The organism is Phenylobacterium sp. (assembly GCF_036677185.1).
GTDB lineage: Bacteria > Pseudomonadota > Alphaproteobacteria > Caulobacterales > Caulobacteraceae > Phenylobacterium.
On record NZ_JAKFEN010000015.1, the window covers coordinates 51,250 to 64,401 of the forward strand.

Annotated in this window: 15 protein-coding genes; 11 read left to right on the top strand and 4 right to left on the bottom strand. The window is 68.3% G+C overall.

The features are described from left to right. The first annotated feature begins 48 nt into the window (after nt 1–48). Complete coding sequence (locus tag V6M51_RS05690) at nt 49–354, top strand: GNAT family N-acetyltransferase (RefSeq protein WP_332765408.1); 306 nt, start codon at nt 49–51, stop codon at nt 352–354. Between the two features lie 31 nt (nt 355–385). Here V6M51_RS05690 and V6M51_RS05695 read toward each other — a convergent pair whose 3' ends face one another. From V6M51_RS05695 to V6M51_RS05710, 4 genes are all read right to left on the bottom strand, one after another. Continuing rightward, nucleotides 386–682, bottom strand: a complete 297-nt coding sequence (locus V6M51_RS05695; RefSeq protein ID WP_332765410.1) for a UBP-type zinc finger domain-containing protein — start codon at nt 680–682, stop codon at nt 386–388. Beyond that, complete coding sequence (locus V6M51_RS05700; protein ID WP_332765412.1) at nt 682–1,551, bottom strand: hypothetical protein; 870 nt, start codon at nt 1,549–1,551, stop codon at nt 682–684. Before V6M51_RS05700 ends, V6M51_RS05695 begins: the two co-directional genes overlap by 1 nt. 81 nt (nt 1,552–1,632) lie before the next feature. Next, a complete protein-coding gene (locus V6M51_RS05705; RefSeq protein WP_332765414.1) occupies nt 1,633–2,712 on the bottom strand; it encodes an acyl-CoA dehydrogenase family protein in 1,080 nt (359 codons plus the stop codon). A gap of 3 nt (nt 2,713–2,715) precedes the next feature. Next, nucleotides 2,716–3,909, bottom strand: a complete 1,194-nt coding sequence (locus V6M51_RS05710; RefSeq protein ID WP_332765416.1) for an acyl-CoA dehydrogenase family protein — start codon at nt 3,907–3,909, stop codon at nt 2,716–2,718. A gap of 595 nt (nt 3,910–4,504) precedes the next feature. Here V6M51_RS05710 and V6M51_RS05715 point away from each other — a divergent pair. The 10 genes from V6M51_RS05715 to V6M51_RS05760 are packed head-to-tail and all read left to right on the top strand — an operon-like array spanning nt 4,505 to nt 13,146. Beyond that, a complete protein-coding gene (locus tag V6M51_RS05715) occupies nt 4,505–6,409 on the top strand; it encodes a methyl-accepting chemotaxis protein (RefSeq protein WP_332765418.1) in 1,905 nt (634 codons plus the stop codon). Nucleotides 6,410–6,446: 37 nt separating this feature from the next. Beyond that, nucleotides 6,447–6,743, top strand: a complete 297-nt coding sequence (locus V6M51_RS05720; RefSeq protein ID WP_332765420.1) for an STAS domain-containing protein — start codon at nt 6,447–6,449, stop codon at nt 6,741–6,743. Beyond that, a complete protein-coding gene (locus V6M51_RS05725; RefSeq protein ID WP_254835821.1) occupies nt 6,740–7,105 on the top strand; it encodes a response regulator in 366 nt (121 codons plus the stop codon). Before V6M51_RS05720 ends, V6M51_RS05725 begins: the two co-directional genes overlap by 4 nt. 26 nt (nt 7,106–7,131) lie before the next feature. Further along, nucleotides 7,132–9,453 carry a chemotaxis protein CheA gene (locus tag V6M51_RS05730; protein WP_332765424.1) on the top strand — a complete coding sequence of 774 codons (2,322 nt, stop codon included), beginning with the start codon at nt 7,132–7,134 and terminating at the stop codon, nt 9,451–9,453. Between the two features lie 2 nt (nt 9,454–9,455). Beyond that, nucleotides 9,456–9,923 (top strand): chemotaxis protein CheW, encoded by a 468-nt coding sequence (locus tag V6M51_RS05735; RefSeq protein ID WP_254837216.1) that lies wholly within the window; start codon nt 9,456–9,458, stop codon nt 9,921–9,923. Continuing rightward, nucleotides 9,920–10,792 carry a CheR family methyltransferase gene (locus tag V6M51_RS05740; protein WP_332765426.1) on the top strand — a complete coding sequence of 291 codons (873 nt, stop codon included), beginning with the start codon at nt 9,920–9,922 and terminating at the stop codon, nt 10,790–10,792. Before V6M51_RS05735 ends, V6M51_RS05740 begins: the two co-directional genes overlap by 4 nt. After that, complete coding sequence (locus V6M51_RS05745) at nt 10,789–11,829, top strand: protein-glutamate methylesterase/protein-glutamine glutaminase (protein ID WP_332765428.1); 1,041 nt, start codon at nt 10,789–10,791, stop codon at nt 11,827–11,829. The genes V6M51_RS05740 and V6M51_RS05745 overlap by 4 nt, the downstream gene beginning before the upstream one ends. Continuing rightward, nucleotides 11,829–12,218 carry a response regulator gene (locus V6M51_RS05750; protein ID WP_332765430.1) on the top strand — a complete coding sequence of 130 codons (390 nt, stop codon included), beginning with the start codon at nt 11,829–11,831 and terminating at the stop codon, nt 12,216–12,218. Before V6M51_RS05745 ends, V6M51_RS05750 begins: the two co-directional genes overlap by 1 nt. Further along, on the top strand, nt 12,215–12,778 hold the full coding sequence (locus V6M51_RS05755) for a chemotaxis protein CheD (protein ID WP_305674994.1): 564 nt from the start codon (nt 12,215–12,217) through the stop codon (nt 12,776–12,778). Before V6M51_RS05750 ends, V6M51_RS05755 begins: the two co-directional genes overlap by 4 nt. Beyond that, nucleotides 12,778–13,146: a hypothetical protein gene (locus V6M51_RS05760; protein WP_305674995.1), complete on the top strand. Its 369-nt coding sequence runs from the start codon at nt 12,778–12,780 to the stop codon at nt 13,144–13,146. Before V6M51_RS05755 ends, V6M51_RS05760 begins: the two co-directional genes overlap by 1 nt. The last annotated feature ends 6 nt before the right edge of the window (nt 13,147–13,152 follow it).

The window sequence follows — 13,152 nt, forward strand, 5'->3', positions numbered from 1 at the left end:
TGGTCCCCCTCCCCCATAAATTGGGGAGGAATAGAATGAGGAGCGCTCATGCCCGACCTGCCCGACGTCGTCCGCACCGACAAACGGTTTGAGATCCGCCTGGGCGACGAGGTGGCCTTCGCCGAATACCGCCTGGAGCCGGGCGCCATCGTCTTCCCGCACACCGTGGTCCCGGACGCCTTCGCCGGCCAGGGCGTCGGCAAGCGCCTAATCGAGGCGGGCCTGGCCTATGCGCGCGACAGCAAGCTCTGGGTGAAGCCCACCTGCAGCTTCTTCCGCGCCTACATCACCAAGCGTCCGGAGCTGCTGGAGCTGGTGCATCCGGACATGCGGGACGGGCTGAGGGCGGGGTAAGCGTCCTTCTCCCGCAAGGGGAGAAGGAACCTCAATACCGCCACCCCGCCGGATGCGGCGTGGTCATGCCTTCCAGGTCCAGCATCTGTTCGTCGATATAGCACCAGCCCCAGCCTTCCGGCGGGTCGTAGGTCTCGATGATCGGGTGCCGAGTGGCGCGGAAGTGTTTGGTGGCATGCTTGTTCGGCGAGTCGTCGCAGCAGCCCACATGGCCGCAGGTCCGGCAGAGGCGCAGGTGGACCCAGCCGCTGCCGACGGCCAGGCACTCCTCGCAGCCGTCGGCCGACGGGGTCACCACCTTCAGGAATGCGCCGTGGGTGCAGGGCATCAGCTCAGCCACTCGGCCAGGTTGGCGACATAGCGATGGGCCGCGGCAAGGCCTCGCGGGTCGGTAACGATCCGGTCGGACGGCGGCTCGCTGACGAAGCTGGGGCAGCCGGCGCGAGGGTCCCAGTTGTAGTCGCAGAAGTGATGGAAGGTGGACTGGGCGATGGCCGCGCCCGCGCCGCCGGCCTGGGGCTCGAAGGCCACGGCGAGATTGAACCGCGCGCCCGTGGTCTGGCTGACCCCGGTGGCGATCACCCGCGAGGACGGCTCGTCGGCCGGCGCGCTGACCGCCCCCTCGTGGGGGTGGGCAGGCAGGAATTCCAGCGCGCCGCCGGGCGCCTCGGGGTCGTGCAACACCGGATGGACCGCCCCCTCCGGCGTGATCGCCTGGAAGTCGCCATTGGCCCCGGAGTGATAGTTGGGCCAGCGGATCTCCGGCGTGTCGATGTCGTCGGGCTTGTGGCGGGCCTCGTCCGGCTCGGGGTTCTGGCTGTGGAAATGGTGCGCCTTGCCCACCCCGCCCAGGGTGCAGACCGAGGAGCCCAGGTCCATGTGGTCGCGGGTGACCATCAGGCCGCCGCCCTTGGCGCGGAACCGGCTGATCGCCGCGCACTCGCCGCCGGTCAGGCCGTCCCCGGAGTCCACCGCGAACAGCCAGAGCTGGTCGAAGTCGCTTTGGTCGATTTCGACGAGCAGCGGGTCGAAACCCTCGAGGCCCGCCGCCCGGTCGCGGGCCGTGACCTCGTAGAGCGCCGCCCCGTCCGCGCCCTTCAACCCGCGCAGATGGTCCGTCAACATCGAGAACCGGCCGATGTGCCAATCGTCCTCGATCGGCGGGATGGTGGTCTGGATCAGGATGCGCTCGACCATGTGACCTCACGGCGGGTGGAACGGCGAACGCTACGCGCTCCCGCACGTCGTTCAACTGCGCATCGTCAGCCAAGGTTGCGCCTAGGCGGCCAGGCCCTGGACCTGCGCGGCCAGGCGGCGGACCCGCTCCGGGCCGCCCAGCAATTGGCGGTTCAGCCCCACCCGCTTGAACCAGAAGTGCAGCCCCAGCAGGTCGGTGATCCCCATGCCGCCGTGCACCTCGGTGGCCGTGCGAGCGACGAAGCGGCCGATCTCGGAGGTGTGGGCCTTGGCGTGGGCGGCGGTCAGCGACGACTCATCCTTGGCCTCATCGAAGGCGTAGGCGGCGTACCAGACGAGCGCCCGGCAGGGTTCCAGCTCCGCGGCCATCTCGGCGCACATGTGCTTCACCGCCTGGAAGGAGCCGATCACCCGGCCGAACTGGCGCCGCTCCTTGGCATAGTCGACGGCCTTCTCGATCATGACCTCGCAGGCGCCGAGCGTATCGGCGGCAAGCAGCACCCAGGCCGCGTCGCGCAGCCGGGCCAGGGTCTTGGGTCCGCCCAGCGGCTCGGCCGGCGTCTCGTGGAACGTGAGTTCTCCCACCCTGCGCGTCTGGTCGATGGTGATCATGGCCGCCCGCGTCAGGCCGGCCGCGTCGCCCTTCACCAGATGCAGGTTCCCGCCACGGTCGGCGACCACGAACAGGTCGGCTGTCAGGGCGTCGGTGACGAACAGCGCCTTGCCGGTGAGCTTGCCCCCCGTCGCCGTGACCCCCGCCCCGTCCCGCGCCCCGGCCACCGGCTCGGAGATCGCCAGGCCCGCCGTGACTTCGCCGGAGGCGAGCTTCGGCGACCAGCGGGTCTGCTGATCGGTCGAGCCAGCCTCGTTGAGCGCGATGGCCGCGGCGACCCCGCCCAGGAAGGGGCCCGGCGTCACGGCCCGACCCAGGGCCTGGGCCGCCAGGGCCGCGTCCAGCAGGGTGAGGCCAAGCCCGCCATGGGCCTCGGGCGTCACCACCCCAGCCAGGCCGAAGTCGGCGATGGCGCTCCAGATGTCGGAGCCGGCGTCGGCGGGGTCGCCCGCATAGCGGCGCACACGCTCGAGGGGAACGCTGTCGGCCAGGGTGCGCGACAGGCTGTCGGCCATCATCTTCTGGTCTTGGGTGATCGAGAAATCCATGACCTAGACGCTCGCCAGCTTGGGTTCGCGCGGCATGCCCAGACCCCGTTCGGAAATGATGTTCTTCTGGATCTGGGCGGTGCCGCCGCCGATGATCAAACCCAGATCGAACATATAGCTTCTCTGCCAACTCCCCTTCGACCGAAGGTAGGGTCCGTCCTCGTAGAGCACCCCCAGCTCGCCCAGGGCGTCGATCGCCAAAGCCGCGATCTGATGGTTCAGCTCGCAGCCCTGCAGCTTGACCACCAGGGCCGCCATGCCGGCCGACTCCCCGGTCATCGAGGCGGTCAGCAGTCGCAAACCGTTGAATTTCATCGACAAGACTCGCGCCTGCAGCTGCATCAGCCGGTCGCACATCACCGGATCGTCGATCAGCCGCCGGCCGTCCACCGTCTCGGTCTTCATCAGCTCGATCAGGCTGTGGAACCGCGCCTCGGTGGCGTTGGGATCGCCCAGCATTCCCCGTTCGTGCTTCAGCGTCGCATTGGCCACGAACCAGCCCCGCCCCCGGCCGCCGACCACCGCGCTCTGCGGGACCCGGACGTCGGTGAAGAACACTTCGTTGAACTCCGCCGACCCGGTCATGGTCTTCAGCGGCCGGACCTCGATCCCCGGCGTCTTCATCGAAAACAGCACATAGGAGATGCCGTCATGCTTGGGCGCCTGGGGCTCGGTGCGCACCAGGCAGAAGATCATGTCGGCCTGGGCCGCGGTGCTCGTCCAGATTTTTGATCCCGAGATCAGGAAGTCCTCGCCGTCCTCCGTGGCCTTGGTCTGCAGGCTGGCGAGGTCCGAGCCGGCGCCCGGTTCGGAATAGCCCTGGCACCAGACCACCTCGCCGCGCAGGGTCGGCGCGATCCACTTCTTTCTCTGCTCTTCGGAGCCGACCTCCAGCAGGGTCGGGACCAGCATGGAGATGCCCTGGTTAGCGAAGCCGCGCGGCGCGCCCGCGGCGGTGAACTCCTCGGAGATGATGCGGGACTTCAAGATGTCGGGCTCGGCGCCATAGCCGCCGTATTCGCGGGGAATGGTCCGCGCCGCATAGCCGTGGTCGATCAGTAGGGCCTGCCATTCCAAGGCCGCCTCGCGCGGCCGTTCGGCGCCAGCGTTCGGAGCGTAGCGATCCTTGTGTGTCTGAAGGAAACTCCGCACTTCGTCGCGAAAGGCCTCCATCTCCGGCGTCAGCTTCAGGTCCATGGCGTCCTCCGAACGGTCTCGCGCCCAAGGCCAGCACCGCGCGCGCGCCGGGGCAAGTATGACCTCGCGGAAGCCCAGCGGTCGCCAATTGCGGCGGAGGATTTGAAGAACGGGTTCTCTGAACTTGGCTAGCGTTGTGCAGTCTTCGGCCAGGACCACCCTAGACTGTGTAACTCAACCTCAAAACCTGGCGCATTCAGCCCTCCGGGCGCGGCGAGGGTCAGCGCCAGATTGTCGCATGATATCGGCAAATGTCGGCTTTCATTGATGAACTCCGATTCCACCGAACGACGGTTTTCCCTTCCGGTAACTCTTTCTTCAAGACGCGCTCGTTAACCAAGGCGCTGACGATGTTTCGATGATCGGCGAGCGGGGGCTTTGTCGGGCAATAATTCGGCACACCGTCAAAGTAATTGGGGGAATACTTGACAGTATTGCGTCGAAAGAACGGCTCGACCCTAGGTCTGGGCGAGATTCTGCGACCTGCAATCCCCGGCCAACGCCCCGCCCGACTCCGCGCCGACCCCACGTCCATTCCGAAACCTGGCGATGCTTGCCGCGCGCCATCCCAAAACCCGAGCACCCAGGAAAGCCCGTGTCGTTCAACAATCTGAAGATCTCACGAAAGCTGACGATAGGGTTCGCCGCCGTGGCCGTAGCCATGGCCGGCATGGGCGGCGCCATGCTGATGAACCTGCGCGCTCTGGACGCCGCGCGGCTTGAGACCCGGGAAGGCCAGGAGGCCCTCGCCGCGCTGGGCGAGGCGAAGTTCTATCTGACCCGCCAGGAGAACAGCTATCGCGGCTACCTGCTGTCGAAGAACCCGTACTACGCCGAGCGCATCGACAAGCACCGGGCCAATTTCAAGAAGCGCCTCGCCGCCGTCCGGCCGCTGCTGGCCGACACCCCCGAGCTCGCCGCCAAGATCGATGAGGCGGAGGTCGCCGCGGACAAGTGGTTCACCGACGTGGTCCGCGCCGGCATGGCGCTGAGCGCCGACCCCGCCACCCTGCCCCGCGCGATCGAGATGGTCGGTCCGGACGGCCTGGCCGACACGGTGATCACGCCGGCCGAAGACGCCATGGACGCGGTGGTGGAGGCCGAGACGGCCAAGCTGGCCGTCCTGCAGACCCAGCAGGTGGCCTCGAGCCGCAGCGCCTACACCTGGCTGATGCTGGGCCTCGCCCTCGCCATGACGATCGCCGTGGCCCTGGGCGGGCTCCTGACCCGCACCATCGCCCGGCCGGTGACGGCCATGACCGCCGCGATGCGCCGGCTGGCCCAGGGAGACTTCGAGGCCGCCATTCCCGCCGTGGGCCGCAAGGACGAGGTCGGCCAGATGGCCGACGCCGTCGCGGTGTTCAAGACCGCCGGCCTGGAGAAGCTGCGCCTCGAGGGCCAGACCGCCCAGGAGCGCAAGGCCGCCGAGGACGAACGCAACCGCCATGAGGCCGCCCGCGCCGCCTCGGCGCGGGATCAGGCCCTGGTCGTCCAGGGCCTGGCCGAGGGGCTGGACCATCTGAGCCAGGGCGACCTGACCCATCGCATCGGCGGCGCCTTCCCGACCGACTACGTCAAGCTGCAGAGCGACTTCAACGCCGCCATCGGCCAGCTCCAGGAGGCCATGACGGTGGTGGTCACCAATGTCGGCGGCATCCGCACTGGCGCGGGCGAAATCTCCACCGCCGCCGACGACCTGTCGCGACGCACCGAGCAGCAGGCGGCCAGTCTGGAAGAAACCGCCGCGGCCCTCGACGAGATCACGGCCACGGTCCGCAAGACCGCCGGCGGCGCCAAGGCCTGCTCCGACGTGGTGCTGGCCGCGCGCGGCGACGCCCAGACCTCCGGCGAGGTGGTGCGTCACGCCGTCTCGGCCATGAGCGAGATCGAGAAGTCGGCGCAGCAGATCAGCCAGATCATCGGGGTGATCGACGAGATCGCCTTCCAGACCAACCTGCTGGCCCTGAACGCGGGCGTCGAAGCCGCTCGCGCCGGCGACGCCGGCAAGGGCTTCGCGGTCGTCGCCTCCGAGGTCCGGGCGCTCGCCCAGCGCTCGGCGGAGGCGGCCAAGGAGATCAAGACGCTCATCTCGGCCTCGACCCAGCAGGTCGGCCAGGGCGTGCGTCTGGTGGGCGAGACCGGCCAGGCCCTGGACCGCATCGTCGGCCGCGTTGCCGAGATCGACAGCCTGGTCACCGAGATCGCCGCCAGCGCCCAGGAACAGGCCGTCGGCCTGCAACAGGTCAATACCGCTGTTAACCAAATGGATCAGGTTACCCAGCAGAATGCCGCCATGGTCGAGCAGTCGACCGCCGCCAGTCATTCGCTCGCCACGGAAGCCGAGGCCCTGGCGGGATCCATAGCCCGGTTCCGCATCGGCCAGCCGCAGGCCGTCGCGCCCCGCGCCCACGCGCCCGCCCCGCAAATGCGGCGGACGAGCCGTCAAGGCTCGGCGGCGCGCAGGGTCGAGCCGAGCTTGGACGGTTGGGAAGAGTTCTAGGTCGCCGCATGTCAGCGGTCTGAGAGGGAAGCGTATGATGTCTGAGTTAGCCGCTACGGCCCAAGTCAGTCTGCCACCGGTCCTCGACCTGCAGGCGGCCGAGCCGCTGCGCGCCGAACTGATGGCCCTGCGAGGCCGCCCGATGGCGCTGGACGCCTCCCAGGTCACGCGCCTGGGCGGGCTTTGCCTGCAGGTTTTGATGTCGGCGCGAAAAATCTGGGTCGAAGACGGGGTTTGCTTAACGGTGGATCAACCGTCTTCAGGCTTTTCAGAGCAGTTGGCTGCGTTTGGCGGCCCCGAGCTGCAATTCCAGCCCGAAGGGGGACTCTCGTGAGCAAGACCGTACTGACCATCGACGACAGCCGCACGATGCGCGAAATGCTGAACCACGCCCTGGTTCAGGCCGGCTACACCGTGATCCAAGCCGTTGACGGCATCGAAGGCCTCGAGGTCCTCAAGGCCAACGGCGCCGACGTGGTGATCACCGACATCAACATGCCCCGGCTCGACGGCTTCGGTGTGATCGAGGGCGTTCGCGCCAATCCGGATCACCGCGCCACCCCGATCCTGGTCCTGACCACGGAAAGCGATGCGGCCAAGAAGGAGCGGGCCCGCGCGGCCGGCGCCACGGGTTGGATCGTGAAGCCGTTCAATCCGGTCAAGCTGGTCGAAGCCGTCCGCCGCGTCGCCGCCTAGTCCAAGCCACCTGTCGGAGCGTTCCGTTGGATCCGTTCGAGAGCATCAAGCAGACCTTCTTTCAGGAGTGCGACGAACTCCTGACCGACGCCGAGCAGGGTCTGCTTGCCATGGAGGCGGGCGACGCCGACGGTGAGACGATCAACGCCGTTTTCCGCGCCGTCCACTCCGTGAAGGGCGGCGCAGGCGCGTTCGGCCTCGAGGATCTGATTCGGTTCGCCCACGTCTTCGAGACGGTGATGGACGACCTGCGGTCGGGGAAGATGGAGCTGACCGACGAGGTCGCCAAGACCCTGCTGCGGGCCTTCGACGTCCTGGCCGACCATGTGGCCGCCGCCCGTGACGGCGGCGCCGTCGACGAGGGCCGCTCCGCCCCCATCCTCTCCGAGATGAAGGCCTTGATCGGCGGCGAGGGGCTGGACGACGACGATCTCGGCGGCGACGAGGACTTCGGCTTCGTGCCGATGACGGTGGCCATCGAGGGCGACGACGCCCCGGCCTTCGATCCTCCCGCCATGGACGAGGCGCCGGCCGCCTTCGAACCCATGGCCGACCTCGCGCCCGAGCCCGCCTCCGGCGCGCGGGCCTGGCGCATCGGCTTCGCGCCGAAGTCGGAGATGTACGCCAAGGCCAACGAATCCGGCCTGGTGTTGCGCGAACTGGCCCGGCTGGGCGAGATGGACGTCAAGCTGGACGCCGACGCCCTGCCGCCGCTGGACCAGCTCTCGGCCGAGACGGCCTATCTCCACTGGACCGTCCTGCTGACCACCGAGGCCGACGAGGCCACGATCCGCGAGGTCTTCGAATTCGTCGAGGACGACTGCGTCCTAACCATCGAGCCGGTGGACGGCCAGGCCGCTCCGCCGCCGCCCTCGTCCGACCTGTCCGACGACGCCCTGGCCGCGGCCAGCGCCGACGCCCCCTTGGATATCGCCGCCCTGCTGGCCCGCGTGTCCGGCGAAGCGCCCACGGCCGAAACCGCTCCGGAGCCGGTCGCCGCCTCCGAGCCTGCCGCCGACCTCGACGTCGCCGCCCTGATCGCCAAGGCCCAGGCGCCGATCGCCCCGGCCGCGCCCGCGCCCAAGGCCGAGCCCATCGCCAAGGCCGCGCCGTCCGCCGGCAGCAGCCAGGCCATCACGCCCACCGCCACCATCCGCGTCGATCTCGACCGGGTGGACCGCCTGATCAACGCCGTGGGCGAGCTGGTCATCCAGCAGGCCATGCTGTCCCAGCAGGTGATGGAGAGCGGTCTGGCCCGCTCGTCCAATGTCGCGCTGGGCCTCGAAGACCTCGAACTGCTGACCCGGGAGATCCAGGACAGCGTGATGGCCATCCGCGCCCAGCCCGTGAAGAGCGTGTTCCAGCGTATGCCGCGCCTGGCCCGCGAAGTGGCCGACATGACCGGCAAGCGGGTCAAGCTGGTCATGGAAGGCGAGGGCACCGAGGTCGACAAGACCGTGATCGAGCGGCTGACCGACCCGATCACCCACATGCTGCGCAACGCCATCGATCACGGCCTGGAAGATCCGGAAGGCCGCATCGCCGCCGGCAAGCCGGCCGAGGGCGTGGTGCGCCTGCGCGCCCTGCATCGCGGCGGCCGCATCGTCATCGAGCTGCAGGACGACGGCCGCGGCATCAACCGTCCCCGGGTCCGCGGAATCGCGGTCGAACGCGGCCTGATCGCCGAGGACGCGGTGCTGTCGGACGAAGAGATCGACAACCTGATCTTCCAGCCCGGCTTCTCCACGGCCGAGACCATTTCCGACATCTCCGGCCGCGGCGTCGGCATGGACGTGGTTCGTCGCTCCATCCAGGGCCTGGGCGGACGCATCACCATCTCCTCCGAGCCCGGCAAGGGTTCGAAGTTCACCATGTCCCTGCCGCTGACGCTGGCGGTCCTGGACGGCATGGTGGTGACAGCCGCCGAACAGACCCTGGTCGCCCCGCTGTCGGCGATCATCGAGAGCCTGACCCCCCGCGCCGAGGACGTCCATTTCGTGGGCGGCAAGGACGCGGTGATCCGCATCCGCGAGACCTTCGTGCCGCTGATCGACGTCGGCGTGGCGCTCGGCTTCCGTGAGACCGCCCTGCCCCCCGGCCAGGGCGTCGCCGTCCTGGTGGAGAGTGAAGGCGGCGGCAAGGCCGCCCTGCTGGTCGAGGCGATCCAAGGCCAGCGCCAGGTGGTGATCAAGAGCCTGGAAGCCAATTATCAGCAGATCGACGGCATCGCCGCGGCCACCATCCTCGGCGACGGCCGCGTCGCCCTGATCCTCGACGTCGATGCGCTCGTCACCACCCAACACCGACGGAAACCCGCGCCGCGCGCCGAGAAGCGAATGGCTGGATGAGCATGATCGACACCCTGAGCCATACCGCCGGCGCCCGGCGCGAACTGATCGCCTTCCGCATCGGCGACCAGGAATTCTGCGTCGACATCATGCAGGTGCGCGAGATCCGCGGCTGGACCGCCTGCACGCCCCTGCCCCGCACCCCGTCCTATATGAAGGGCGTCATCAACCTGCGCGGCGCCGTGCTGCCGATCGTCGACCTGGGCGCGCGCCTGGGCCTGGCCACCACAGAACCTACCGCCCGCCACGTGATCATGGTGGTCAGCGTCGGCGGTCGCACGCTCGGCCTGCTGGTCGAGGCGGTCAGCGACATCATCAATATGAGCGACGACATGGTGCAGCCGACGCCGGACGTCGCCTGCGACCAGGTCAAGACCTTCGTGAAAGGCCTGTTCGCCATCGACGGGCGCATGGTCAGCCTGATCTCGCTCGACCGCGTGCTGCCCGAGACCGAGGCGGAGGCCGCATGAGCACCTCGCCTGACACCCGCAGGGGCGGATCGGGACTCGTCGAGGGCGAGTTCCTGTTCACGACGGACGACTTCAACAAGATCGCCCAGATCCTGCACAGCCACGCCGGCATCGCCCTGGCCGAAGGCAAGGCGGCGCTGGTCTATTCGCGCCTGGCCAAGCGCCTGCGCTCGCTCGGCCTGCGCTCGTTCCGCGACTATTGCGCCCTGGTCGAGGGCGCCCAGGGCGTCGACGAGCGCCAGGCCATGATGGCCGCGCTCACCACCAACGTGACCCGGTATTTCCGCGAGCCGCACCATTTCGACCACCTGCGCGACGTGGTCATGCCGAAACTGATCGACAAGGCGCGCAAGGGCGGGCGCATCCGCCTGTGGTCGGCGGCCTGCTCCAACGGCCAGGAACCCTATTCAATGGCCATCACGGTCCTGGCGGCCCTGCCCGAGGCGGCCAGTCTGGACGTGAAGATTCTGGCCACCGACATCGACCCCAACATGGTCGCAGAGGGCAAGACCGGCATCTACCGCGAGGACGCCGTGGCGCCCGTGCCGCTAGAACTGCGCCGCAAATGGTTCAAGAAGGCCGACGGCGGCTGGGAAGTGGCCGACGAGCTGCGCCGCCTGGTCTCGTTCCGCGAACTCAACCTGATCGGCGATTGGCCGATGCGCGGCAAGTTCGACGCCATCTTCTGCCGCAACGTGGTGATCTATTTCGACGAACCCACCCAGGAACGCATCTGGACGCGGTTCGCGCCCATGCTGGAGCCGGGCGGCACCCTCTATATCGGCCATTCCGAACGGGTCACCGGGCCCGCCACCGGCATCTTCGAGACCACGGGCCTCACCACCTATTCGCTGAGGGCTGGCCGATGACCATCGGAGTTCTCGTGGTCGACGACAGCGCCACCATGCGCGGCCTGATCGGGGCGGCGCTGCGCCGCGACCCCGACATCGAGGTCCTGGGCTTCGCCAACGACGCCATCGAGGCGCGTGAGCAGATCAAGAAGCTCAATCCCGACGTGGTGACCCTGGACATCGAGATGCCGCACATGAACGGCCTCGATTTCCTGGAAAAGATCATGCGCTTGCGGCCGACGCCGGTCGTGATGGTCTCGACCCTGACCCAGTCGGGCGCCGAGATCACCCTGCAGGCGCTGGAGCTGGGCGCGGTGGACTGCGTGGCCAAGCCGGTGGGCGGCGTCACCGTCCAGCAGGCGTTCGCAGACCTCACCACCAAGGTGAAGACGGCAGCCAAGGCCCGGGTGAAGCCCTATGGCGGCCCGACCGCGCCGGTGGAACGCGACGCCTCCTATCGCGCGTCGGACGTGATCCTGGCGGTGGGCTCCTCGACTGGCGGGGTCGAGGCCCTGATGACCATCCTTGGCAATTTCCCCGAGACCTGCCCGCCGACCGTGATCACCCAGCACATGCCGGCCACCTTCACCAAGAGCTTCGCCGCGCGGCTGGACCGCATCTCCGGCGCCCATGTGACCGAGGCCCAGGACGGCGACCGCCTGCAGCCGGGCCACGTCTACATCGCCCCCGGCGGCGACGCGCATATGGAGATCGCCTCCTCCTCGCACCCGGTGATCCGGCTGCGCGAGAGCGAGCCGGTAAACGGCCACCGCCCGTCGGTCGACGTGCTGTTCGAGTCGATCGCCAAGCTTAACCGCCGCTCGGTCGGGGTCATCCTCACGGGCATGGGCCGCGACGGCGCCCAGGGCCTGCTGGCCATGAAGAAGGCCGGCGCCCGCACCCTCGGGCAGGACGAACCCTCCTGCGTCGTCTACGGCATGCCCCGTGTCGCCTTCGAGCTCGGGGCGGTCGACAAACAAGTGGGCCTGTCGCGGATGGGCCCCGCCATACTAAACCTCTGCGCGGCCGCAGAATCCCAGAGGAGCGCGTCCTGATGCCCGCCGCCGTCTCGATCAAGACCCTGATCGTCGATGATCAACAGACCATGCGCTCGCTGATCCGCACGAGCCTGCATGCCCTGGGCATCACCCAGACGCGCGAAGCTCCCGATGGGGAAGAGGCCCTGCGCAACCTGCTGAGCGCCCCGGTGAACCTGGTGATCACCGATTTCAACATGCCCAAGCTGGACGGGCTGGGCCTGCTGCGCGCCATCCGCGCCCATGGTCCGACGTCCAAGACCGCCGTGATCATGCTGACCGGGCGCGCCGACCGCGAGCTGGTGCAGCGGGCCGTACAGTTCGGCGTCAACAACTACCTGGTGAAACCATTCACCACCCAGACCCTAAAAGAAAAAATCGAAGCGGTGTTTGGCCCCCTCACATGATCGTCGAAAACGTTTCCAAGCGGCCAGGTAAGCGGATCCATGTCGTGCAAGGTGAGCACGCCATATCCTGCGATCCCGATGTCCTGCTGACCACGATCCTCGGTTCGTGCGTGGCCGTGTGCATGCGCGACGGCAAGACCGGGGTGGGCGGGATGAACCATTTCCTGCTCCCGGAGGGCAAGGCCGACGGCATCGACAACGAGAGCCGCCGCTATGGCGCCTACGCCATGGAGCTGCTGATCAACGAGCTTTTGCGCTCCGGCGCGCGGCGCGAGCGGCTGGAGGCAAAACTTTTCGGTGGCGCGCGGATGTTCGGCGGGCTGTCCGACGTGGGCGCCTCGAACGCCGCCTTCGCCGAGAAATTCCTTCGCGACGAAGGGATTCCGGTGGTGGGCTCCAGTCTTGGCGGGCTGCAGGCCCGGCGGGTCCAGTACTGGCCGACCACCGGACGGGCGCAACAAAGAACCGTCACTGATAACGCCGAGCTAACCCGTCTGCGCGATCCTGTGCGGATTAAGCCCGAGCCGGTCGAGGACGAAGGGTCCGTGGAGCTGTTTTGATGACGCGAACCGCCGCCGCCATCCAGACCCCCGAGGTCCTGGCGTCCATCGCCGTCGAGCTGGAGCATGCCGGCGAGCTATGCGATCGGCTGGAGACGCTTGTCACCCTGCTCGTGCGCGCCAGCCGCGGCGAGCCGCTGGCCATCGCGTTGGAAGAGGCCCAGACCGTCGACGTGCTGACCCAGCACCTGGCGGCGCTCGCCACCTTCACCCGCAAGCTCTCGGCCCAGGCCGAAAGCGGCGACTACGACCTGACCGACGCCGTGGCCGGCGTCACCCTGGGCGACCTCGCCAACCGGCTGGCCCAGTCGACGCGCGAGGCTCCCTCGCGCATCAAGGCCGACGCCGGCGACCTGGACCTCTTTTAGCAAGGC